Annotated in this window: 19 protein-coding genes; 7 read left to right on the top strand and 12 right to left on the bottom strand. The window is 40.0% G+C overall.

Translation table 11 applies throughout. The annotated features are described in order from the left end of the window. The 3 genes from SOI81_RS13085 to SOI81_RS13075 are packed head-to-tail and all read left to right on the top strand — an operon-like array spanning nt 1 to nt 1,621. Entirely contained in the window at nt 1-513 is a 513-nt protein-coding gene (locus tag SOI81_RS13085; protein ID WP_239976146.1) for a PAAR domain-containing protein, read from the top strand. Nucleotides 514-526: 13 nt separating this feature from the next. After that, entirely contained in the window at nt 527-1,183 is a 657-nt protein-coding gene (locus SOI81_RS13080) for a hypothetical protein (RefSeq protein WP_239976145.1), read from the top strand. 9 nt (nt 1,184-1,192) lie between these two features. Continuing rightward, nucleotides 1,193-1,621, top strand: a complete 429-nt coding sequence (locus tag SOI81_RS13075; protein WP_239976144.1) for a hypothetical protein — start codon at nt 1,193-1,195, stop codon at nt 1,619-1,621. A gap of 261 nt (nt 1,622-1,882) precedes the next feature. Here SOI81_RS13075 and SOI81_RS13070 read toward each other — a convergent pair whose 3' ends face one another. The 4 genes from SOI81_RS13070 to SOI81_RS13055 form a co-directional block, all read right to left on the bottom strand. Continuing rightward, nucleotides 1,883-2,167, bottom strand: coding sequence for a hypothetical protein (locus SOI81_RS13070; RefSeq protein WP_320540893.1), 285 nt, complete (start codon nt 2,165-2,167; stop codon nt 1,883-1,885). A 635-nt stretch (nt 2,168-2,802) separates the two neighbouring features. Further along, nucleotides 2,803-4,149: an OprD family outer membrane porin gene (locus SOI81_RS13065; RefSeq protein WP_320540892.1), complete on the bottom strand. Its 1,347-nt coding sequence runs from the start codon at nt 4,147-4,149 to the stop codon at nt 2,803-2,805. Between the two features lie 78 nt (nt 4,150-4,227). Beyond that, the gene (locus tag SOI81_RS13060; protein ID WP_320540891.1) at nt 4,228-5,613 is read right to left on the bottom strand and encodes an MFS transporter; all 1,386 of its coding nucleotides are present in this window, start codon (nt 5,611-5,613) and stop codon (nt 4,228-4,230) included. Between the two features lie 172 nt (nt 5,614-5,785). Continuing rightward, entirely contained in the window at nt 5,786-6,730 is a 945-nt protein-coding gene (locus tag SOI81_RS13055) for a dihydrodipicolinate synthase family protein (RefSeq protein ID WP_000050874.1), read from the bottom strand. 185 nt (nt 6,731-6,915) lie between these two features. On the opposite strand from SOI81_RS13055, the gene cynR reads away from it, so the two are divergent. Beyond that, complete coding sequence (gene cynR, locus SOI81_RS13050) at nt 6,916-7,806, top strand: LysR family transcriptional regulator (RefSeq protein ID WP_320540890.1); 891 nt, start codon at nt 6,916-6,918, stop codon at nt 7,804-7,806. A 13-nt stretch (nt 7,807-7,819) separates the two neighbouring features. Here cynR and SOI81_RS13045 read toward each other — a convergent pair whose 3' ends face one another. After that, the gene (locus SOI81_RS13045; RefSeq protein WP_224993057.1) at nt 7,820-8,095 is read right to left on the bottom strand and encodes a hypothetical protein; all 276 of its coding nucleotides are present in this window, start codon (nt 8,093-8,095) and stop codon (nt 7,820-7,822) included. Between the two features lie 319 nt (nt 8,096-8,414). Between SOI81_RS13045 and SOI81_RS13040 the strand changes: the two genes are divergently transcribed. Further along, nucleotides 8,415-9,122, top strand: a complete 708-nt coding sequence (locus SOI81_RS13040) for a YoaK family protein (RefSeq protein WP_320540889.1) — start codon at nt 8,415-8,417, stop codon at nt 9,120-9,122. Between the two features lie 148 nt (nt 9,123-9,270). Beyond that, a complete protein-coding gene (locus SOI81_RS13035; RefSeq protein WP_320540888.1) occupies nt 9,271-11,184 on the top strand; it encodes an esterase/lipase family protein in 1,914 nt (637 codons plus the stop codon). 55 nt (nt 11,185-11,239) lie between these two features. On the opposite strand, the gene arcD is transcribed toward SOI81_RS13035, so the two are convergent. The 7 genes from arcD to betI all read right to left on the bottom strand — a co-directional run bounded on the left by arcD (nt 11,240) and on the right by betI (nt 20,229). Beyond that, a complete protein-coding gene (gene arcD, locus SOI81_RS13030; protein ID WP_216966990.1) occupies nt 11,240-12,574 on the bottom strand; it encodes a basic amino acid/polyamine antiporter in 1,335 nt (444 codons plus the stop codon). 5 nt (nt 12,575-12,579) lie between these two features. Beyond that, on the bottom strand, nt 12,580-13,458 hold the full coding sequence (locus SOI81_RS13025; protein WP_032055118.1) for a homocysteine S-methyltransferase family protein: 879 nt from the start codon (nt 13,456-13,458) through the stop codon (nt 12,580-12,582). 216 nt (nt 13,459-13,674) lie between these two features. Next, nucleotides 13,675-14,145: a hypothetical protein gene (locus SOI81_RS13020; protein ID WP_320540887.1), complete on the bottom strand. Its 471-nt coding sequence runs from the start codon at nt 14,143-14,145 to the stop codon at nt 13,675-13,677. A 91-nt stretch (nt 14,146-14,236) separates the two neighbouring features. Next, on the bottom strand, nt 14,237-15,877 hold the full coding sequence (gene mqo / locus SOI81_RS13015; RefSeq protein WP_320540886.1) for a malate dehydrogenase (quinone): 1,641 nt from the start codon (nt 15,875-15,877) through the stop codon (nt 14,237-14,239). Between the two features lie 509 nt (nt 15,878-16,386). Continuing rightward, complete coding sequence (betA, locus tag SOI81_RS13010) at nt 16,387-18,045, bottom strand: choline dehydrogenase (RefSeq protein ID WP_320137467.1); 1,659 nt, start codon at nt 18,043-18,045, stop codon at nt 16,387-16,389. A 95-nt stretch (nt 18,046-18,140) separates the two neighbouring features. Beyond that, nucleotides 18,141-19,613, bottom strand: a complete 1,473-nt coding sequence (betB, locus tag SOI81_RS13005) for a betaine-aldehyde dehydrogenase (protein ID WP_239967604.1) — start codon at nt 19,611-19,613, stop codon at nt 18,141-18,143. Continuing rightward, nucleotides 19,606-20,229 (bottom strand): transcriptional regulator BetI, encoded by a 624-nt coding sequence (gene betI, locus SOI81_RS13000; RefSeq protein ID WP_016141953.1) that lies wholly within the window; start codon nt 20,227-20,229, stop codon nt 19,606-19,608. Before betI ends, betB begins: the two co-directional genes overlap by 8 nt. 265 nt (nt 20,230-20,494) lie before the next feature. Here betI and SOI81_RS12995 point away from each other — a divergent pair, with 265 nt between their 5' ends. Continuing rightward, nucleotides 20,495-22,117: a BCCT family transporter gene (locus SOI81_RS12995; protein ID WP_239975536.1), complete on the top strand. Its 1,623-nt coding sequence runs from the start codon at nt 20,495-20,497 to the stop codon at nt 22,115-22,117. Nucleotides 22,118-22,131 lie beyond the last annotated feature (14 nt).

Here is a 22,131-nt window from a genome sequence, read left to right as displayed (position 1 = left end):
ATGGCTAAAGGTTTTGCGATTCACAACGCTATTACTGATCATGGTGGAGTTATTCCATCTACACAATCGAGAAGTTCTCAGATGGGGAACTTGTTTGTTAGAGCTGGTGATGGTCATATGTGCCCTAAATGCAGGTGTTGGTCTGTAGTTATTAAAAGTCATGACCATGTGATTTTTGATGGTAAGCCAGTAGCATATGCGGGTGATAAGTTATCATGCGGAGCGACTATTCAACCACAACAGTCTCATGTTGTAGGAGAAAGTGGCAGTCCTTATTCTGGAAAGGATAATCAGAGTGAAAAGTTTGATGAACAGTTAAAAATTTCTTTTAATGATGGAACAAATGAATTACTCAAGTATATAGATTGCAGAGTAAAAATTGGTGAAAATTTCAAAAATGGAAATTTAGATATAACTGGAAAAACAGATAGATTTTATACTGAAGGAAAAGAACAAATTACCGAAATTGAATTAATCTTAAAAGATAATATTATTTACTTTGATGAACTATAGGTTAGGCTAATTTATGGCATTATATGAGCAAAAGAAAACACTTTCAGATATTTTCACAAATACAAAAAATGGGAGTGTCAAAGAAGTAAAAATCAGTCTACCTAATCGGCCACTTACTGCTGGTGAGGTGAAACTTGTGCAATCAGTATATAAAAATAGTATTGATTGCTCTAAAATTAAAATATATTTAGGTAGTTATTTTCCGTTTGATGCCCAAGATGTTGATACTTTAGTGACACCTAATGGTAATGTTTATGTAATGCAAAAATTATATAAAAGTGATTATAGTACTGAAACAGATGATTTTAAAAAAATTTTTCTTCATGAAATGGGTCATGTTTGGCAACACCAAAAAAAGCTAAAAGTATTAATTCATGCGGGAGCAGTTCAAGCATGTGCCAGATTAAAGAGTACTAATCCTAATGATTACAATATCTTCGAAACAAAAAAATATCCTTCGAAAATAATGCCTAACTTAGTTGAGACACTTCCGAAAAAGTTTGTTGATTATAACTTAGAACAGCAAGCTGAAATGGTCTCCGATTATTGGGCTATTCAGCATGGTGGTATGGGTTTATTAAGTAAGAATAATAAAGCTAACATTAAAAACCATAATTTAACGCAAGTTATAGAACTTTATAAAACAAAAATTGAGGAAGCTTTAAGCTAGGATATAAATATGGATATTATAAATAGTATTAAGTTGATTTTTATTTCATCTTTAATTTTACTCAGCTCAGGATGTTCTATCTTAAAAAGTGAACCTCAGCTAATTGGTTCAATTGAGTCAAAAAATCTACTATTCAGTTTCAAAAATAAAGATATAGTTATCTTAGCCTATCAAGTTAATAGTTTAGAAGAGTTTGAGAAAGATGGTTTAACTTATAAAAATATTCTTAAATATCAAGATTATGAAGGGTTTAAGAAAATCTCAATTGAAGATTATAAAAAGAAAAATATTCTAGATAATCATGCCTATTATTTAATAGTGACAAAAGAAGGAACAGTCTTACAAACCTTTGGGTTTTGTATTAAAGATAAAACTGTTTATCTTCAAGAGGACAAAAAGGATGATCAAGGTTTTACAAACAAATGCCACAATTTATAAAGATATTTTCTAGTTCATCAAATACTCTTTTATCTTTTTGAAAAGTCTAAGTTTCAGTATTTTTTAAATTTATTTTCTATTATTACAGGAGAAGTAAATAAGAATGAAAATTTACATAAGATATTGATTTTTTAATATATTTTTAAATATAAATAATATAGCTTTCCAAGGCCCCCGTGCCACAACAGAACTTTAATTTTTTGCGCTGATTTAAAGTAATCCACCATTGCGACACAGAGATAAGGGAGCTAAGCCAAACGCTTAGCCCATGTCTTCTTTATCGCACCGCCGCATCACACTAAAAAAAGTAGGGGCAAAGTCCTGTGGGAGAACAGGACTTTGCAAACTGACATGTTCTAGACGTTGCATGAGCTTAGGCGAATACACTTGTTCAAGCCGCTGGTAAATACAGTCGCAACTGGCTTGGGTGTGCCCACCCGACAGGCAAATTTTTTCAAACTCCTGCTGCGTGCGGAGGCCACAACCCGAAACGCTGTAATCGCCGATCATCAAGCCTAAAACCAAAATAGTTTTATAAAATTTCATATTATTCTCGTAATGATTGGGGATATATCAATGAGAAAAAATAAACCGCTATATTTAAAGTTTAAAATCATTTTTAAAGGCAATAGTTAACCCGCCTATAAAAGCAATAAAATAAAATGATTTAAATTTTAAAATAAAAATAATTTATAAATTTAAAACTTTAGATAATAGAAAATCTAAATTTTAAATAAATAAAATTATGAGAGAGGATAGAGGATTAATTTAAAAAAGGTCATGGTTAACTCCTGAAAATTTATGGAGCTCTACCACCAAAAATCACCGTCAATTGATTATGGTGGTAGAACGAAAGGGGGTTAGCAGACTGGGATCCAAGGAACCAGCACGCGCGAGCGCGTCCCCCTCCCGTCCTACCGCAAAGAAAAGGGACGCAAGGGTCTAACGACTTATAGTGGAACTATAACCCGCCATGGATCTACGGTCTGCTAAAACCGACTGGCAATGTAGGCCAGCGGGACCATAATAATCATAAGTTTTTAACAGGTCAATTCAATTTAAATAAAATATTATAAAAATTTTAAATATAAATTTATATTTTAATTAAACTCAAAAGTTAATCTATTTAAAGCCTTAAATTAATAAAAATAATAAAGCTAAACTAAACGTTTAGCCCGATCTTAAAATGTATAATGGTAATTAATAAATACTCGGTGCTGGTCCCAATCTTTCCGAGTTAAACCATTTATTTTTTCACCTAGGTTTGCATTTTCAAACTTCGACTCATAATGTAAAAATGAATAACGCACATCTACGTTTTTCACCCACGGCAAGGCATAACTCACCGTAAAGTCAAAGTAACGCTCTTTACCCTCAATATCACTGCTGATGTTACTTTGGTGAGCGCCAAAGCCATAAATATACTTCGCTTCGGTTTTTAAACCTTTCACATAGTCTTTCCAGTTATATTTCAGCCGAAGGGCAATGACAGTTTCATCGTTATTGGTAAAGTCAGGGCCAATGGTCGCAGAGGTCGGAAACGGGTTGGTGCCGTGGTCTTGCGTTAAAACCGAGTTGCGGGCGGAGTGCACGGCAAAGTTATCTTCAATCCAAAAACCATCAAACTTTGAAACGGCAATGCCGCCTTCGAGGTTGTTTTTGGCCACATTTACATCGACAAAATAGCCATTGCCACGGTTGTTAATGTCTTGGCCTTTAACACAGTCCAGCTCGGTTTCGGCACCACATTTGAACAGCTTGCCATCGTCACGCGAGAAAAAAGCACCTGTGTTAAATGTCCATACAAGGCCATGCAGGGGCAATTTATATTGAGCAATCGCCCCGTACTTTTTTAAATAATCTTTGCTATTTAAATATTCGGCATTCACGCTCCAGTTTTTGTACTGATACTTAGCTCCAAGCAAACCGACATAATCAATGCGCTCGTCATTTTCAGTCACCAGTTTTTCAAAACTATCCATGCTGCGCGGTTTCCAGCGGTCATAGTAAGCAATGTAAGTTTGTAGCTGATCATTGAGTTGAAACTGACCGCTCGCACCCGAAAAAGTGTCAGGCACAGCGCGGTTATTGGTGCTTTTAAGCAAGAGCGAGTCGTGCAACTGGCGGCCTAATTTAATTTCGCCTTTGTCGCCGAGTTTTGCTTTGATGTAGAGCTGCCCTAAGGTCGCAAAGTTTTGATCAAGCTTACCATTATTTTCAACCTCTAAAAGTTGAGAGTTCGGCTTGCCAGAGTCAAATAACTTGGTGACTGCATAGAGTGAGCCATCTACTCCAAGCCAGTCCCACATGTACGGTGACTGATAATTTAACTCAAGCCCTAAGGCACTTTGTTCATATTCACTTGACGAAGGCGAAGGGTTGGCAAGCGTGGGGTGGGCAGCGCCTTCATCGTTCCAGTAGCGGGTGTTGAGTTTTAATTCTAACTTGCCAAATTCTTGAGGAAGCTCTGCATACGCATTGCTCACGCTGCCTAAACCAATACAGCCCCATAGCAAATATTTATTCATTTTAAATTCCTTTTTTAAGCATGAATAAGCCCTTTGCCTAACGCTAAGGTTAGGCAAGCTTTTTATGAAATGGATGAATTAAGGAGAGAGTTTTTCGAGCACTTGGCCTTTGGTTTCAATGGCAAACAAGAATGTCACTAAGCCACCAATGAGTGCCACAACCGCAAGTACACTAAACACATATTGAATACCGTAACCACCAACAACCAGACCGACCATAACAGGCCCAATTGCAGAGCCGGCACGTAACCAAGCGGTACTAAAACCAATGCCCATCGCACGTAGGCGAGTTGGGTAAAGTTCGGCAGCGTAAAGGTATAAAGAGAATGAAATGGTTTGCAAAATGGCATAGCTCAGTGTTGCTAAAATCACAACTTCCATCGCCGATTTTGCACCTAAAATCGAGAGGCTCATGAGTGGAATAATTGCCAAGAAAAATGCTGCACTGTACCAAGGACGGCGGCCGACTTTATCAATCATTAACGCGCAGATAATGGAGGCAATCACACCCACACCCGACGTAATCCAGCCATAACCTAAACTGGTTTGCAGCGATAGGCCAAAGTGCTGTTTGTAGAGAGAAGGCAGCCAAGTCACCATGGCATTGTTCACCATATACACGCAAAACCACATGCCCCATAGCGTAAAGGTACGTTTACGGTAGATGCCACGGAACAGCTCACGCCAGTCGGTTTTTGCCATGCCTTGCGGATTAATTTCTTTAACCACAGGTTCAGCCAAAGTTTTACCGCTTTTGATGGCACTGTCTTCAAAACTTTTGATGACTTTATCTGCTTCTTTAAAACGGCCTTTTGAAGCCAGCCAGCGTGGTGACTCAGGCAAGAAAAACCGTAAAGGAATGACCAGTAACGAAGGAATTAGGCCCACAATAAACATGACTTTCCAGCCGTAAATTGGCATCAGGAAAAATGCTGCCATGCCTGCAAACATCAGGCCGAGCGGGAATAAAACTTCATAGAGCAAGAAAAACTTACCGCGCTTTTCTGCACCAATAAACTCGTTAATATAGGCACTCGCCACAGGCACTTCACCGCCAGTTCCCACACCTTGTAAGAATCGGAAAATTAGCAGCGACATTCCGCTCCACGCAAACAGACAAGAAATGTCCATTGCCACAAACAGTAAAATGGTAAAAGACAGTACTTTTAAACGACCGACTTTTTCGGCAAGAGAACCAAAAAAGATCGCACCGACCAGTTGCCCGACATAGCCCGCAGCAATGATCGCACCGACATAGGCAGGCGTCAGGTGCCATTCGGTAATGAGTTGGGGTAAAGCAAAGGCAATTGCAAGAACAGTATAGGCGTCAAAAAAGGTCGCTATACCAATGGTAATTCGCATAAATTGCATTCGACCAGTGACGGGTAGCCGTTCAAGTCTTGCAATAATTTCCGCATTTTTTTGATGATGACTAATTTGTTCTACATCCGCTAGATTTGTCATCTTATATCTCCTTATCACTACATTCCTCGTAGTTTTGTTGTTCTATTTCGCACTACCTGTTCACCACAGTTTGCATGCTTTTTATTATTATTTTTAAGAGACATGCCCGATGTTTGGCCTCAGGCAGCGTACAGGAAAAAAAGGCTAGCGTACATGCTAGCCCGAATAGAATTTAAGCAACGGCTTGGGTTAAATCGACCTTGCCAATACCGGCTTGACGCATCGCATCATGAATTTCTTGCTCAGCACCATCTGCCAGTGGAAGCAGTGGCGAACGCACAGTGGCATGGTCCAAAATTCCTCGAGCAACCAATGCATGTTTAAGCGCGACCGTACCTTCCATGTGTGAACCGCGGTGATATACATTGCGAGTCACTGGTAATAATTGGTCGTGAATGGCACGCGCTTTAGCGTAATCTTTGGCTTTACCTGCTTTAATCATTTCAATTAACAGTTCAGGGGCAATGTTGCCATAGCCAACCAAAGCACCGTCTACATCAAACATGGTGTGAAGCAAATATTCATCGTGGCACGTCAACACTTGTAAGTCTGGACGTTCACGGCGAATAATCGGAATTTCCACATCCCAACGGCGCATGTTACGTACACCATTTTTCATGGCAAACACGCCTGGCTGTGCAGAAATGTCTAGTAGAGTCTCTAGGTCGTAAGTGGCCTTCGTTGCATCTGGATATTGGAATAAAATAGATGGCAAACCGCTTTCTTCATAAATTGCTTTATAGCGGTCTTGTGGTGCGCCTTTTTGATAACCAAAACGCAACCAACCATGTGAAGGGTAAATCAAACCTGCTGAAGCACCCGCACTCACTGCACGTTTTGCTTCTTCTGCTGCAACTGAAGTACCTTCGAGCGTAATCCCTGCGATTACCGGAATTTTGTCATCTACCGATTTAACAAAGCTTTCGATGACTTGCATTTGTTCTTTTTGCGACAAGAATGTTCCTTCACCTGCATGCCCAAGAACAACCAAGCCTTTCACACCATCAATGCTGCCTAACCATGAACCTAAACGTTGAATCGCATCATGGTCTACTTGTCCGTCACGGGTAAAAGGAGTCACAGGTGCTGGGGTTAATCCACGTAAATCTAAACTCATAATCGTACTTCCTATACAGTGTAATTAAATATTCTCTGGTTCTTAATCTGACTTAAATCGTGTTGTAGAGAACATGATTGGAGTATAGAAATAGGTGAGCTATGTAGGAATTACCAATTCTTGAATTTCAGTTATACTGAAAATGTATAGCTCAAAAGCATCAGTTTACGGTTTAGGAAGAATCGATGAATTATGAATTATGGAAAATATTTTTAGACGCGGTGGAACTCGGTAGCTTAAGCAAAGTCGCCATGCTGCATAACACCAACCAACCGCAAATCAGTCGGCAAATGAACGAGCTTGAAGCGCAATGCGGTGGCCGTTTGTTTAACCGAACTGGGCGCGGTGTCGAACTGACCGATTTAGGCCAGCATTTACTTCCTAAAATTCGTTCATGGCTGAACGTGACTGACCAACTTAATAATGAAATTTTGCACTCGACCGATACCCCAATTGGTACGGTTCGCATTGCCAGTTTGCCGTCTACTTCACATCCGTTGTTATCGACTCTGTATAAGGTGCTTCAGCAAAAATATCCCTTAATTAAACTCTCGGTGCGTGAAGGGCAAGGGGTGCATTTAGAAAAATGGCTTGAAGATGGCAGCGTCGATTTAGCCATACTCTATCGGTTTAACCCGACACCTAAACAGGGAGATGTTTACCTTACCCAAGCCGATACTTACTTAGTCGGCTGTGAAGGCGATGCACTCACTCAGGCAAATGAAGTCGAATTTAAAAAGGTAAGTCAGTTACCACTGGTCACGTTTTGCAGGCCAAGTAACTGGCGGAACTTTTTAGACCATATGGCTTATGAAAATGGGGTAGAGCTGAATATTGTGTTTGAGGCTGACTCGATTAGTTTACAAACCCATTTGGTTGCCGAATCTCGCATGTATACCATGCTGGGGCCGCAAGCGTTAAAGAAGGCCAGCCAATACACCTCAATTCAAGCTGCAAAAATCGTTAACCCTGCACTCAAGCGCTATATTTCTTTGTCTATTTCTAAACACGGCTATTTAACACCTGCGTGTAAGGCGGTGATGGAAGAAATTAGAAATCTTGCCGATTTGCTTTAAGGCATTGGTACATTTAAGAACGGCACTGTTGCATAGTACGCATCATGGTTTTTACAAAGTCACGGGGTACTTCGGGGCTTTGTAAACTTAAACTTCCAAGTTTATTCATAAGCTTAGGAGAGTATTGGCGTTCTAAACGGTGATAAATACATGTGCAGCTTGTACGGCTATGTCCAGCAGCTATGCATTTTGAGTAAAAGTCACGGTGTGCATGACTTTTATAGCCAGCAGAGGCAACCGATACAAATAATAATCCACCCAAAAAAACTAAAAAATTATAAAAAGACATATTCCTTCTCGTCGTTGTTGTTTTCTTTGTCAATCACTTAGCACTACAGCCATTTGTGCAAAATATTGGCGAAACTTGCGGCTTCATCATAGTCAGAACAGTTTTAGAGGTCAAATTGATTTGCGGATGAGAAGCGTTTAGTGTTTTAAAAGTAAACAATCCTTATTGTTGCTGTTTTGAAGACAGTGTTGCGACATTAAACACTCTATGTTTTTACATGCTTTTTTGTTTTTATAAACGCTTTAGTTTTGATTTGTTTTTAAATATTTAAAACATCTTTGTACTGAATTAATGACTTTAAAATAATAGGATGCAGCTTATGCCTGATACCTCAATGCAACAAGAGAAACAAAGTACTTGGGCCATATGTCGAGATCCAGTTTTATTGACGATGGTGGGCGGAGCAATTGACACCATTGGCTTTATTGCATTGTTTGGTTTTTTTACCGCGCATGTGACGGGAAACTTAGTGTTGGCGGGCGCTGCATGGGTTAAAGGTGGCTCAGGTCTATGGATCAAGCTCGCCGCAATCCCGCTATTTATTTTAACAGTGGTGATTACCAAACTGTTAATTGACCGCAGTCAGGTCAAGCACAAAATACTGTCGTATTTATTTTTATTTGAAGCCATTTTTCTATGTGCTTTTATGGTTGCAGGTCTTTATTTCGAGCCATTTAAAAATCCCGATGCATTAACAGTTGCAGTAACAGGCGGGCTGGGTTTAATTGCTTTGGCTATTCGTAATACTTCCAGCAAAACGCTCATTAAAAATATTAGCCCAAGTACCATGATGACCGGCAACACCACGCAGCTTGGTATTGATATTGCCAACTTGCTTAAAAACAATAATGCAGCTAATCGGGCTAGTTTTCTAAAAAGTGCCAGTATTGTGATTGGTTTTGTCATTGGTGCTTTCTTGGGAACGGTACTCTATGTCTATTTTGATTTCTGGAGTGTAGCGCCGTTTATCTTACCCATTTTGTATTTTTCATATTTAGCTTCACAGCAAAAGTTTAACCAAGCTTAATGAGAAAAAAGAATAAATTAGCCTGAATTAAAATGAGTTCAGGCTTTTTTCGCATTAAAGAAAAATGAAAGCTGAGACGAAATTGTTCGTTCACTGCTTTACAGGCATAATGACCAGATGGGGAATACATTCGATTAAGGAAGGCACAATGACAAAGTCTTATCATTATTTAGTGATAACAATAATGGCTTTGCTCAGTGGCTGTCAGGTTATTCATTTAAAAGAAAGTAATTTAAGCAATGCTTTAAAAAGTAAGAATGAAAGTATTCTGACAGATGGCACCTTAAGCCATCAAACTCAAAACTTACTGTATTTGGTCAAAAAAGACGAAAAGTCTTGTCTGCAAAATTTTGATGATTGTTTAAATAAAATTCAAAGCTTGTCTGAAAATAGCAGTCGAGAAGAACGCTATGCTGCGCTGAGTGAAATCTATTTAGCCAAGGCCTTAGATGTTGGGCGTAGTAGCCAGTGTAATGTCATTAGTAAAAGTAGCAGTTGTATTGAGCAAGAGTTAGCGTTGTTTGATAAAAGCTTACGCTATAGTTATGTCTATTTATTCGACTCTGAAGAGTCGCCGTTCGATCGGGTATTTGACCATCGCCAAAATCAGGTGCGTATTTTTTATAACGTTGCCTTGTCGAAGCTCATGACTACGTATTTTAATCATTTAAATACGCATCGTTTTCCACCGTTGCTGAAAGCAGACGGGCATGAGTACCACGTCAATTTTGACCACGCGCTAGATGTACAAAAAATTGAAGTCGATACTTTTCGCTCAAGCTATAACATGAACTTTTCTGGTTTTAATACCGTCAACCGTAAGGATGGTTTAGGCGCAGAGTTTATTGTCGGGCGTAAAGAAAATGATGTAAATCACGGCTTCATTTTAGACCCTGATGCTTTTTATGCTCAGCAGAATAATCCGAACATACATTTACCACGCTTCTTTCCGGTTACGGCTATTGCTTACCCTAAACAAAAAGCCACAGCAGATCAGGTCATTGCTGGGGCAGAGTTAGAAATTGCGATGTTTGATCCATATCGACAAGACCGCGTAAAGGTTGAGGGTGTGGACTATCCGCTCACTGCCAACTATTCGGCGCCTTATGGGCTTTGGCTGTCGAAATATAATTTAGGTGCAGCAGGCTATTGGTCCTTAATTAATAAAGAAGCCAATTTGATTATGCCGCATTTATATATGCTGGAACCTTTTAACCCAAATAAGAAAATTATTGTGTTTATTCATGGTTTAGCGAGTAGTCCAGAGGCTTGGGTGAGCCTAACCAATGATATTATGGGCGATGCTGAATTAAGACAAAATTACCAAGTTTGGCAGGTGTTTTATTCAACCAATATGCCGATTTTTGAAAGTCGTTTTCAGATTTATTCTTTGCTGAATCAAGCTTTTCAAAACGTTGCCAAAGACAGCTATGCCGCACATGATGCCGTGCTGGTTGGGCATAGTATGGGCGGTGTCATTAGCCGTTTATTGGTAAGCGATTCTGATGTTTCAGAGCAAGCCATACAAAAAATGAATGAAGCGCAATTAAACCGTTTAAAAGAAAATCCAGTGATTCGGGAGCGCTTTCAATTCAAAGCTTTGCCATATTTTAATCGGGTTGTTTTTGTTTCTGCGCCGCATCATGGTACAGACTACGCTGACCGATGGTTTACCCAAATTGCCCGCCGTGTTATTCGTTTGCCTGCTGATTTTTTTATTGCTGTTGAAATGAGAGATGAGAAAAACACGAAACTCAGAAAAGGCTTAATTGAAAACGGGGCAAGTAATTTAAGTCGTTCTTCTAACTTTATGCAGTTTACCCAAGCCATTCAACCATCGCCACAAGTGGTCTATCATTCGATTATGGGCAATATTGATGGCACGACTGATAAGTTAAAAAGCAGCGATGGGATTGTGCCGTATCAAAGTTCGCATTTAGGTGGTGAACAGTCGGAGTTGATAATTAAGGGTGGGCATTCGATTCAAACTAGCCCTGAGGCAATTTTAGAACTACGCCGTATTTTGCGATTACACTTAAAGCAGTCGCAGCCTTCAAAATAGAAATTTTTGTTTTTAGAAAACCACTGCTGAACTGAGTCAACAGTGGTTGAAATAATTAATTAAGCTGATTTTGTTTGAGCGATTTTTTGTGCTCAAAATAGCTGATTGAAAAAATAACCAGACCGACTAAATACAACACACCAGACAAGAGTAGTAAGTCTAATCCTGCGGCATAGAGCAACCAAAGTGCATAGATTGAAGCGACGCTTGCAATCGCAATATGCGGCGTGCGTTTGTGGCGAATGGATTCTTTAAGATAAAAAGCCGACACCAGAAAATAAGGCAGTAAAATCATCACCGATGAAATCAATAAAAGCTGGGTGTAGTTTTTATTGAAAAAATATACGGCAATGAGTGAGCCTTGTACCACAAGCGTTGTTAGCCAAAGGGATGAAATAGGTACATTGTTCTGATTATTTTTTAAAAATAATTTAGGAAATGCACCATTTTTTGCAGCCAAAAATGGAATTTCAGTAGCAAATAACGTCCAACTTAAATAAGACGATGCAACGGAAATAATCAGCCCGATAGTAATAATGATGGTACCCGGCAAGCCAATCAGTTGCTGCAAAATAGTTGCCATAGAAGGGTTGTGCATGCCAGCAAGCGCTTCACGACTGACTACACCGTAAGCCAATACCGTCACCATGACGTAAAAACTTAACGCCAGTAACACACCTAAAATGGTCGCTTTACCAATGTCATGACGTTTTTTTGCACGCGATGATAAAACTACTGCACCTTCAATACCGGTAAATACCCAAAGGGTAATGAGCATCAGGTCTTTCACTTGCTGCCAAAGCGGAACTTGCAAAGAAAAATCATGTAGGTTGAGTTTGAACAAATCAAACTTAAAGGCAATAAAGGTAAAGAAGATAAAAACCACCATTGGAATGATTTTGGCAATGGTTGCCAGTAAATTCACAATCGCAGCTTCTTTAATGCCTCGGCTTACTAACCAATGCACCAGCCATACAAAAATGCTTGAACCAATCAGAGAGTAAAGCGTATTACCTTCACCAAAAATAATATGGTCTTTGCTATCGGTAAACATGCCGACGCCGGAAAAGGCAATGACGACATAGCCGACAATACCAATGGTGGTACACAACCAATAGCCCCACGCCGAGCAAAACCCAATCAGGTCTCCAAAGCCTTCGCGCGCATAGTTATAAATACCGCCGTCTAGATCTGGTCGTTGGCGGGTTAAATGTAATAGCGTGAGGGCCAAGAAAATAATGCCGACTCCGGTAATGAGCCATGCAACAAGAAGGGCAGAGCCGTTGGCAACCTGAGCCATATTTTGGGGAAGGCTAAATACGCCTGACCCCACCATAGAGCTAAATACCAGCGCTGTAAGCGACAACAATCCAATTTTGGCAGCAGACATGGTATTTATTCTTTAAAAAATTGAGAAAGTTCAGCAATGTGTTCTGGGCCAATACCGCAGCAACCGCCGACTAGGCTTGCACCTGCTTGCTGCCATTGCTTAGCAAAACCAAGATAAGCAGGCGCATCTAGATCTTTACGAATTTCATCCAGACCATCGTTGGCAGTAGCGCTTTCATCTTGTGGCGGGAAAGCGTTGGCATAGGCACCAATTTGTACAGACTCTGGAATAAGTCCTTTAATTTCATTAATTGCTTGCAAGATCACTTCAGGTTGGCAGCAGTTAAACAATACAGCTTTAGCATTTGATTGTTTGATGAAATCAGCCACTTGTTGCATGTTTTCGCCAGAACGAAGTAGTGCTTGTTCTTGTTTAATTTCATCTTGCAGCGTGAATGATACCCAGTAGTCCTTACCATCTTGAGGTAATAACGCATGGACTGTTTCAACTTCTTTTAAGCATGATTGGGTTTCTGCTAACCAAAAATCTACTTCCGGTGCCAATGTGTTAATAATGGGTTCAGCAAGGTTTTTAGCTTGTTCAGGTTGGAACAAGTCCGCACGGTAAGAACCAAATAATGGGGGTAAACAGCCAGCAATTTTGACATTTTTGCCGCTTTCTTTAACTGCATTTTTTGCTTGTTCGATGGCGACTTTAATTAAGCGCACGCCGTCAGTTTCAAAGCGTTCTTGACCAATATGAAACGGCACAACAGCGTAGTTATTGGTGGTAATCACTTCTGAACCAGCATTAATAAAATCGAGATGTACTTCTTTTACTGTTTCAGGGGCTTCAATGAGTGCAAGTGCAGACCACTCTGGTTGACGAAACGGAGCGCCACGGCGGGCCAATTCACGGCCTAAACCGCCATCTAAAATTTTCATAAATTACAACATAAAGGGAGAAACATAATTCAGCTAATCTAGCGTGTAGATGAATCGTGTTCAATCGCTAATATGCTCGATATATTTCTAAATAAATTAGATTGTTATGAATAATTTTTCTTAAGAGGAATTCTGTAAACGATGTTCAGTTTTACTGATGAACTTCATGTGAAAATGAAAATATTTTTATTTAAAAATACAGAATAAAAAATGATCTTATAGCGCGCCATATTGTTGCCAGCTTTCACCTGTGTGCTGCGTTTTATAATAGGCTTGAAGTTGTTTGAGCTGTGTAAAGTGTATGCTACACCAAATTAATAAACTAAGTAATATTAGAATCTTAGATAGAACGCGAACTTTTTCTAGGCGAGCAAAAGCCAATAAAACAAAAAACAGGGCAGGTAAAAATATAAAGAATTGAACAGGGGAGAAAAATAGATGAGCCGTGCTGAAATATAACGCGGCTGCACTCATCAGCACATTTAAAACAGAACATAGCTTTTGATATTTACCGAGCTTAAATGCATAAGCAGTGATCGTAAGTAATACAGCTGAGCTGACATAAATCGATGTACCGCCAATCATCCACATATAAAACCCGCTTAACAAAAGATAAGCCAACAGCAAAACAAGCATGAGCTTAAAACCAAATGACAAGAGGCGAGATGATGTGTTTAAAGGCGTCATAGCGAATCTAAATATCTCAAGTGAGGGCTTAAAAAACAAAAGGACGAATCGAAATTCATCCTTTTGGTATTTTACTTATACATCGTCAAACTTAGTTTGCTTTTGCAACTGGGGCAGCAACAGTTTCATCGTTTGCAGCTTTGAACGGAGATGTATAGTTCAAGCCAAGCGTAGAACTTGTATATTGACGAACTTTGTCCAGTAACACAGGGTCTTTGCTCAAGTCTTGTTTATAAGACACTACAATTTCATGAAGCTTCTGGTTCCACTTACCTTCAGTTTGCTGAGGGAAAGCTTTTTCAAGTAAGTTAAGCATGATGTATGGAGAAGTCGAAGCACCTGGAGACGCACCTAACAATGCAGTTACAGCACCATCTTTAGACGCAAAGATTTCTGTACCGAATTGAAGCGTTGCTGGTTTACCTGGTTCTTTTTTGATGATCTGAACACGTTGACCACCTTGACTTAAACGCCAGTCTTCAGCTTTCGCATCTGGGTAGTATTTACGAAGTTCATTGAGACGGTCTTCATCCGACATCATTACTTGGCTTACCAAGTATTTAACAAGATCAAGGTTTTCCAAACCAACAGTAGTCATTGGTAAAACGTTGCTTTTGTTTGTTGATGCAAGCAAGTCAAGCTGAGAACCATTTTTCAGGAACTTGTTTGAATACGTTGCAAATGGTCCAAACAATACATATTTTTTACCGTCGATATAACGTGTATCAATATGTGGTACAGACATTGGAGGCGCACCAAGTTCAGCACGACCATATACTTTCGCTGTATGTTCTGCAGTAATTTTTGGATTGTCAGTAATTAAGAACTCACCACCAACAGGGAAGCCAGCATATTGTTTCGCTTCTGGTAAACCAGTAAGTTGCAATAATTTAACTGCTGCACCACCTGCACCGATAAATACAAAACGTGTTTTAACGTGATCTACTTTACCAGTTTTCAAATTTTTGAAAGCCACCGTCCAAGTTTTGTCATCATTTTGGCTGATGCCAGTCACTTCAGTTGAAGTCTGTAATTTGAAATTAGGATTTTGATTTAAATGACTCACTAATTGTTTAGTGATTGAACCATAGTTAACGTCAGAGCCAACGTCCATACGAGTTGCTGCAACTTTTTGACTAGGGTCACGGTCATTCATCACTAAAGGTGCCCATTGTTTAATTACAGCTGGGTCTTCAGTAAATTTCATGCCTTTGAACAGCGGGCTTTGAATCATGGCAGCATAACGTTTTTCTAAGAATTGAACGTTATCGCCCCAAACGAAAGCAATGTGCGGAACTGGGTTAATGAATGATTTTGGTTCAGCTAAAACGCCTTGTTTTACCTGATGTGACCAGAACTGTTTAGCAACTTCAAATTGAGAAGCAACTTTTTCAGCTTTGGCAATTTCCATCTTACCGTTTTTCTCTTCGGTATAGTTCATTTCCATAAAGCCAGAGTGGCCTGTTCCGGCATTGTTAAAGCCGTTTGAACTTTCTTGAGCAACTTGGTCAAGACGCTCATACATACGAATTTGCCAGTTTGGTTCAAGCTCAGTGAAATAAGTACCGAGAGTGGCACTCATGATGCCGCCGCCAACAAGAACAGCATCAACAACTGGCTCATCTTTTGCAGTTTCTACTTGTTTTGACGCAGTTGGTCTAAACAAGAAAACAATACCTGCAATTAAAATAAGAATGATTAATACCAGAAGGTATTTCAAAAACTTTTTCATGTAAGGGGGACCTTAAAATAAGTTATTTGAGTCACTTAAGGTGTGAGGAAACCTAGACAGCGTATCCAGACAAAATGGATATAAATGCGAAAGTGAATTCTCAAAATTCGAGAACTTCGAAAAAAATAAAAATGACTGGGCATTATCGCAAACACACTATATTTTAGACTAATTTTGCATTGACAAGACAATTTTTATAATAAATGGGGTTCATCAAAATCATAAATATGATTTATATTTAACCAAATTGAGTTTTAATAAGATAATTTAAGTTAGATGTTTTTGTTTAAGTATTTGAAAGTAAAACAATAATTTTAATTTGATTAAAGTTAAATCACTTGAGGGAAATTTGCCTATAAAAATAGATTAATTTTTATTACATGCCATATTTATGTAAACAAGCTGCTCATAAATGCTTATTTTCTGTCATACATCGTTCTTATTAATATTGGCTCTATAGATTTAAATTAAGGGCATATCTCTGTATAAGAAATATGCCCTTTAAAGTTTTATGACGCTACATAGAACGGTGCAGTTGAACGTGGTAACGCTTCACGTCCACGAATTTGGTCTGCAATTTTCTCGGCAATCATAATAGTGGTTGCGTTTAAGTTACCGGTAATAATGAGCGGCATGATAGAGGCATCGACAACGCGTAAACCATGCATACCGTGTACGCGACCTTGACCATCTACAACAGCCATTTCATCTTCACCCATCTTACAACTACAAGACGGATGGTAAGCTGTTTCTGCATGGTTACGAACAAAGTCGTCAAGTTCTGCATCAGATTGTAGATGTTTACCCGGGCTAATTTCTTCACCACGATATGGGTCAAGTGCAGGTTGCTGCATGATTTCACGAGTGATACGAATTGCATCACGGAATTCGCGCCAGTCTTGCTCAGTCGACATGTAGTTAAACAAGATACTTGGATGCTCAAACGGATCCTTCGATTTAAGTTTGATTCGACCGCGTGAAGGCGAACGCATTGAACCAACGTGAGCTTGGAAACCATGTTCTTTCACTGCATTACTACCGTTGTAGTTAATGGCAACCGGCAAGAAATGGTACTGAATGTTTGGCCATGTAAACTCATCCGAACTACGGATAAATCCGCCTGCTTCAAACTGGTTACTTGCACCAATACCTGTACCATTAAATAACCACTCGGCACCAATCGCAGGTTGGTTATACCATTTCAAAGCAGGGTATAAAGAAACGGGCTGCTTACATTTATATTGTAAGTACATTTCCAAGTGGTCTTGCAGGTTTTCACCTACACCCGGCAAATCATGAACCACATCAATGTCCATTGATTTTAAGAAGGTACTTTGACCTACACCCGAGCGCTGTAAAATTTGTGGTGATGCAATTGCGCCCGCACATAGTAATACTTCGCGTTTAACTAATGCGCGTTGTAAATTGTTTTGGTCAGCACCGATAATGTATTCAACACCAACCGCTTGTTTTTGATTAAACAAGATTTTGTTGGTTGTCGCGTGAGTCAAAATAGTCAGATTTGGACGACCTTTTGCCATATCCAAATAGCCACGTGCAGTGCTTGAGCGGCGACCTTTTGGGGTAACCGTACGGTCCATTGGACCAAAGCCTTCTTGTTGATAACCATTTAAGTCATCAGTACGTGGGTAACCTGCTTGTACACCTGCTTCAACCATGGCATGGAACAGCACGTTGTTGCCATTTTTAGGTGTCGCAACGGATACTGGACCATTGCCGCCATGGTAGTCATTTTCACCAATGTCACGCGTTTCAGCTTTTTTGTAGTAAGGCAAACAGTCAGCATAAGACCAGTTTTCGAGGCCTTTATGAGTTGACCATTGCTCTAAATCCATTGCGTTACCACGGATATAGCACATGCCATTAATTAAAGATGAGCCACCTAAACCTTTACCACGACCACATTCCATACGGCGGTTATTCATGTGCGGTTCTGGGTCAGTTAAATAAGCCCAGTTATAGCGACGACCTTGCAGAGGGTAGGCCAAAGCTGCCGGCATTTGTGTACGGAAATCCAAGCGATAATCGGGGCCACCCGCTTCTAATAATAAAACGGTGGTATCTTTGTCCTCAGTAAGACGCGCAGCGAGTACATTTCCGGCAGATCCTGCACCAATAATAATATAATCATATTCTTTAATATTCATAACTATCCTTTTTTTACTAACAGTTTGCCTGAGCAATCTATAAAGACTGCTCGGCATATGTGATTTAGGTTGAAGGTTTTAGACCGATTGAGGCATTAAAAAATGCTTTGATAATCGCCAAGTTCAACTTGAATAGATTTGATACGGGTATAGTGCCCAAGTGTGGTCAAGCCATTTTCGCGGCCTACGCCAGATTGTTTGTAGCCACCCACTGGCATTTCGGCAGGCGATTCACCCCAAGTATTAATCCAGCAAATACCAGCTTCAATTTGGTGAATAATGCGATGAGCGCGGCTAATGTCTTGAGTGACAACGCCAGCAGCTAAACCAAAGGTAGTGTCGTTAGCGCGACGGATGACTTCTTCTTCGGTTTCATAGCTTAAAATGCTCATGACAGGTCCAAAAATTTCTTCTTGAACAATTGCCATCTGGTCAGTGCAGTCGCTAAATACTGTCGGTAATACATAAGCGCCTTTGGCAAGTTCGCCTTCAGTCGCACGCCCACCACCGATTAGCACTTTAGCGCCTTGTTGTTTGCCTGACTCAATGAAAGACAACACTTTTTCCATATGAGGAAAGCTAGTGAGTGGACCAAAGTTCGTGTCTTCAGCCATTGGGTCGCCAATGCGAATACGTTGTACACGCTCTACAACAGCTTTTTCAAAATCTGCTAAACGTGATTTTGGAACAAATACGCGTGTACCGTTGGTACATACCTGACCTGAGCTAAAGAAGTTCGCCATAACTGCAATATCTGCGGCACGGTTAAGGTCGGCATCTTCACAAATAATCAGTGGAGATTTACCACCGAGTTCCATGGTTACTTCTTTCAGCGTAGAGCCAGCAGCGCTTGCCATAACTTTTTTGCCGGTTTCCACACCGCCAGTGAATGAGATTTTTTCAATCACAGGATGTTCAGTGAGCCACTGACCAATTTCACGGCCAGCACCTTGTACAACGTTAAATACGCCGTCTGGTAAGCCAGCTTCGGTATAGATTTCTGCAAGTTTAAATGCAGTAAGTGGAGTGGTTTCACTTGGTTTGAAAATCATGGCATTGCCGGCAGCAAGGGCAGGGGCAGATTTCCATAAAGCGATTTGAATTGGATAGTTCCAAGCACCAATACCGGCAACCACGCCTAAAGGTTCACGGCGTGTATAAAAGAAACTAGATTCGCGAAGCGGAACTTGTTCACCTTGAATGGCTGTTGCAAGACCTGCGTAGTATTCGAGTACATCTGCACCAGTCACAATATCAACTGTCGATGTTTCGCTATAGGCTTTACCTGTGTCGAGAGTTTCAAGACGGGCAAGCTCATCATTTCGTTCACGAAGAATGTCGACAGCACGACGTAAAATACGTGAACGCTCCATAGCAGTCATGGCAGCCCAGATTTTTTGTCCTTGTTGGGCACTTTGTACAGCAGCTTCAATATCTTGTTCAGAAGCTTGCTGAAGAGTCGCGATTGTCTCGCCGTTGGCAGGGTTAATACTATTAAATGTTTTACCACTGGTTGCTTTAACGTAGCGTCCATGGATATACAACTGATGAACTTGTACATCACTCATTTTGTCTCTCCTGCAAAGGCTTGTTCGCAAATTGCAATTGCGTTTGTACATAATCGTAAGCAATGGAACGAGCAAGGTTGCTGTCAAATTCGTTATGACGGCTTAAACTGCCTCGTAACCATAATCCATCAATCAATGCTGCCAACCCTCTAGCGGCAACACTGGCCTGTTGTTCATTCATTAACTTGAGGAAATAAAACTTCAAGTTGGAGTACAGGCGTTGATCATTAATCTTTTGTAAGCGGCTTAAGTCTGGTACATGCATACTTGCTGACCAAAAGTCTAACCAGACCCGCATTGCTTTTTCATTAACCTGACTAATGTCAAAGTTAGAGTCGATAATGGCCTTAATCTGGCTCTCTGGATGCGAATCTGCTTCTGCTCTGTACTGTTCGGTTTTACGACGCAGAACATTTAACATTTCTTGCATACAGGTATTTATCAACCCTTGTTTGTCACCAAAATAATGGCTGACAATGCCGGTCGACAACTCGGCTTTTTTTGCAATTTGTGCAATGGTGGTATTGGATAACCCCACTTCATAAATTACGTCGAGTGCAGCGTTCATGATTTCTTCACGTCGCACATGTTCTGGTTTTACTCTGCGTTTTGTCATGGTTGTCCACATCAGCACTTTTTAGGGGTGCTTAAAATTCAACATGTTAACTTGCAGAGCATCATAGCACTTTTTTATCATACTTGTTATTGATTGAACGTTCAATCAATAACAAGTATGATATGTAAAAATCAATGAATTTTTGAAGATAACTTCTGGAATAAAGAGGTGAAATCAAAGGTTCTTAAGGATAGGATGATGCGCATAAGTACAGTACTTATCACGTTATTTTGAGAAAAATACACCGATTGCAAGGAGCAATAAGATGGTGTTGAAAAGTGATAGATATTCTTCAGACCATATTCGGTTAAATCGTTTTGTATTTTGGAGTTCAGCCATCAGTATTGGCATTTTTGGCCTACTTTTTGTGCTGTTTCCAGAAAAAAGTCAGTTTTGGTTGACCTATGTACAAGAGCAGGTAAATCACTTTTTTGGGTGGTATTACATGCTGGTTATTGTGCTGTGTTTGGGCTTTGTTGCTTGGCTCGCTTTTTCAAAAGTAGGGCACATTCCTCTAGGTAAAGATGACGATAAACCTGAGTTCACTTATCTGGCTTGGACTTCAATGTTGTTCTCGGCAGGGATTGGTATTGCGCTACTTTATTATGGCGTGGCCGAACCTGTTGACCATTTTTTAAGACCACCAGAAGGCGAGGCAGGAACGATTCAGGCAGCCCGTAATGCGATGACTTATAGCTTTTTGCATTGGGGGATTCATGGCTGGGTACTTTATGCATTGCTCGGAGTTACTTTAGGTTACTTCGCTTTCAGACAAAACTTGCCATTAGCACTGCGTTCAGCGCTTTACCCAATTTTTGGAGAGCGAGTGCATGGCTTGGTGGGTGATTTTGTCGATGGCTTTGGAATTTTAGCGACAGTTATTTCCTTGGTCACCAATTTGGGAATTGGAGCTTTGGTGCTCGTATCGGGTATTTGTTATTTACTTCCTCAAATTCCAGATAACTCTGCAACTTTAATTACTGCTGTGCTCATCATGATGTTCGTTGCCACGATCACGACAGTGGTGGGTATTGAAAAAGGTTTAGCGTGGTTGTCGCGTATTAATTTACGTTTGCTGTATGCCTTACTTTTATTTGTATTCTTGACAGGTCCGACAAACCATTTATTAAATGGTCTTGTGCAAAATACGGGCGATTACCTTAATAATTTTATGGGTAAAAGCTTTGATATGTATTTATACAACCAAAAAGCCAGTGGTTGGTTAGGTTCGTGGACCGTATTTTATTGGGCTTGGTGGATTGCTTGGGCGCCTTTTGTCGGCATGTTTATTGCCCGCATTTCAAAAGGTCGTACCATTCGCGAAGTTGTATTGGGTGTATGCCTGATTCCACTTGGTTTTACATTGGCTTGGATTTCGGTTTTTGGAAATACTGCAATTTATTTAATTTTGCAGCAAAAACAGAAAGTTTTAGGCGATATGGTTTTAACTGATCCGGCATTATCTTTATTTAAATTACTTGAATATCTGCCGTTTAATCCTTACGTTGCTGGTATTGTTGTTGTAATTTGTTTCGTTTTATTTTTGACACCAGTTGGCTCTGGTACACTAATGATCGCTAATTTGTCCTCAAAAGGGGGCACCAATGATAGTGATTCACCGATCTGGTTACGCGTCTTTTGGTCTGTGGTAATTACCATTGTAAGTATTGGCTTGCTTTTAGCCGGTAGTTTTAACTCCATGCAAAGTGCTGTGGTGTTATGTGGTTTACCATTTTCAGTCATTATTTTGCTCTATATGTTTGGTTTAGCTAAAGCATTAAAGCAAGATGATTTTGACCCTCAATTAGTGAAAAAACAGTTAGCTGTTTCAAAAGACATTTCGGTCCCATCGGATTGTGACCAGAATAAAGTGACTGAGGTTTTATAACCTCACCCAATCAC

Origin of the sequence: Acinetobacter pittii (assembly GCF_034067285.1) — a bacterium.
GTDB classification, from domain to species: Bacteria; Pseudomonadota; Gammaproteobacteria; order Pseudomonadales; family Moraxellaceae; genus Acinetobacter; species Acinetobacter pittii_E.
The sequence above is the reverse complement of the archived record's forward strand: the minus strand, read 5'-3'. Positions and strand labels throughout refer to the sequence as shown.